The 1,493-nt window shown below is 63.9% G+C and carries 2 protein-coding genes; both read right to left on the reverse strand.

Annotated features, from left to right (window positions below; all coding sequences use genetic code 11):
* Positions 1-71: 71 nt before the first annotated feature.
* Positions 72-1,283: a mandelate racemase/muconate lactonizing enzyme family protein gene (locus tag EOA60_RS32560; RefSeq protein WP_095823247.1), complete on the reverse strand. Its 1,212-nt coding sequence runs from the start codon at positions 1,281-1,283 to the stop codon at positions 72-74.
* The coding region (locus EOA60_RS32565; RefSeq protein ID WP_245502669.1) for a GMC oxidoreductase at positions 1,280-1,493 on the reverse strand (214 nt) is incomplete at its 5' end. The genes EOA60_RS32560 and EOA60_RS32565, both read right to left, overlap by 4 nt.

Consider the following 1,493-nt stretch of genomic DNA (forward strand, 5'->3'; position numbering starts at 1 on the left):
GCGCAGCAGGCTGGCGGCAAGGTTGCCGCCGAGATGACCAAGGCCGATGAAGGCGTAGGCGAGGCGCGCCGTCACGGCATCAGCGGCGTCTGCATCATCTGCAGATGCAGGTCTTTGCCGCTATAGGGGTGCGCCTCGCAGACTTCCTCGTTGAGCTCGACACCGAGGCCTGGCTCCTTCGACGGGATGACGTTCCCATCCTGCCATTCGATCTTCTTCCTGAGCAGCGTGGCGTGAAAACCGTCCCACTGCTTCAACGATTCCAGGATGAGGAAGTTGGGCAGAGTCACCGCAAGCTGGATGTTGGCGGCGCCGACGATCGGCCCGCAATAGCAATGCGGCGCCACCTGGATGTGGTAGGCCTCGGCCATGGCGGCGATCTTCTTGGTTTCGAGAATGCCGCCGGAGCGGCCGAGATCCGGCTGCAGGATGGTCGCGGCGCGGTTCTCGATGACGCGCGCGAATTCGAATTTTGTCGTCAGCCGCTCGCCGGTGGCGATAGGAATCGAGGTGCCGCGAGCGACCTGCGCCATCACCTCGGGCATGTCCGGCGGCACCGGCTCCTCGAACCACAGCGGATCGTAGGGCTCGATTGCACGGGCCATACGAAGCGCACCGGAGGCGGTGAACTGGCCATGGGTTCCGAACAGGATGTCCGCCCTGGTGCCTACCGCCTCGCGGATCGCCTTGATCATGCGCGCCGAGAGGTCGATGTCGATCAGGCGCGGCTGATGGCCGTCATAGGCCGTGTAAGGCCCGGCCGGGTCGAGCTTGACGGCGTTGAATCCCTGCTCGACATATTCCAGAGCGCAGGCCGCGGCCATGTCGGGATCGTTGTAGACGTTCTGGCCGCGGGCGTCTTCCGAATGGACGCTGCCGGTGTGCGGATAGAGATAGGTGTAGGAGCGCAGCGTCTCGTGCACCTGGCCGCCGAGCAGCTTGTAGGCCGGCTTGCCGGCCTCCTTGCCGATGATGTCCCAGCAGGCCATTTCGAGTGCCGAAAAGCACCCCATCCCGGAAACGTCGGGACGCTGGGTGAAGCCGGAGGAATAGACGCGGCGGAAGAGGTTCTCGATATCGTGCGGATCGCGGCCGATGAGGTAGCGCTCGGCCATATCCTCGATCATCTTGGCAGTGACATGCGCCGAGAAGGTGGCGTTGTAGGCCTCGCCATAGCCGACCACGCCGCCATCGGTGGTGAGCTTGACGAAGATGAAATACTTGCCGCCGATGCCGGGCGGCGGGTTGCCGACAACCCAGGTCTTGACGTCGGTGACTTTCATTTCTGATCCTCCAGAACCCGCTCGGCGCCTTTCCATCCGGTGAGGATTGCGGCGGCGTTGGTGTTGCCCGTGATGTTGTCGGGAAAGATCGATGCGTCGATCACACGCAAGCCCTCGAGCCCATGCACCCGAAGTCGGGGATCGACGACGGCGCGCGAAGCGTCCGGACCCATGCGACAGGTCGAGACGGGATGGTAGACGGTGCCCGAG

It is taken from the genome of Mesorhizobium sp. M1A.F.Ca.IN.020.06.1.1 (assembly GCF_004023265.1).
Classification (GTDB): Bacteria; Pseudomonadota; Alphaproteobacteria; order Rhizobiales; family Rhizobiaceae; genus Mesorhizobium.